The sequence below is a fragment of the Chromohalobacter beijerinckii genome (assembly GCF_023061185.1).
GTDB lineage: Bacteria > Pseudomonadota > Gammaproteobacteria > Pseudomonadales > Halomonadaceae > Chromohalobacter > Chromohalobacter beijerinckii.
The window spans coordinates 1-547 of the sequence record NZ_JAKGAK010000060.1 but is presented as its reverse complement, the minus strand read 5'-3'; the positions used below and the strand labels follow the sequence as shown (position 1 = coordinate 547).

Below are 547 nucleotides of genomic sequence, written 5' to 3'. Positions count from 1 at the left end.
TCATTGTAACGATGGCTTTGGGTAACTCAGACCCGCGATACGTGAGTATCGCGGGAAAGGCTTGCCACTGAGTAAGTGCCTAACCGAAAGTTTTCGTGCATAATGTATGTAGGATAACTGACACGGACGGAACCATGGCAAGGCGCTTCGTTGCACCTCTCACTGAGTCTGAGCAGCAGACGCTGTCCTCCGCCTATCACCATGGTGAGAAGCGCGCCCTACGTCGACGTGCGCATGCCATCTTGCTGAGCGATCAAGGTCATACCATCGCTCAGATCTGTGAGATATTGCAGGTCCGCCGCGATGCCGTATCTCGATGGCTCAAACAGTGGGAGGTAGCAGGCTTGATGGGCTGATCGACAAGCCGCGCAGTGGCCGCACACCGGCCTTGGATGACGACGACCACCATAGGCTGCAGGAACTTGTCGCCGAACAGCCCCACCAGCTCCGCTCCTTGCATGCCCGCTTTCAGGAAGAGACCGGAAAAAACATCAGCATGGTGACGCTCCGCAGGGCGCTGAAAAAAAAATAGGCTCAGCTTCAAGCG

1 pseudogene is annotated in these 547 nt (G+C 55.9%); it reads left to right on the top strand.

Features of this window, described 5'->3' with window-relative positions:
• Nucleotides 1-134 precede the first annotated feature (134 nt).
• A pseudogene (locus tag L1075_RS15680) lies at nucleotides 135-526 on the top strand (helix-turn-helix domain-containing protein); the annotation flags it as partial.
• Nucleotides 527-547: the final 21 nt, after the last annotated feature.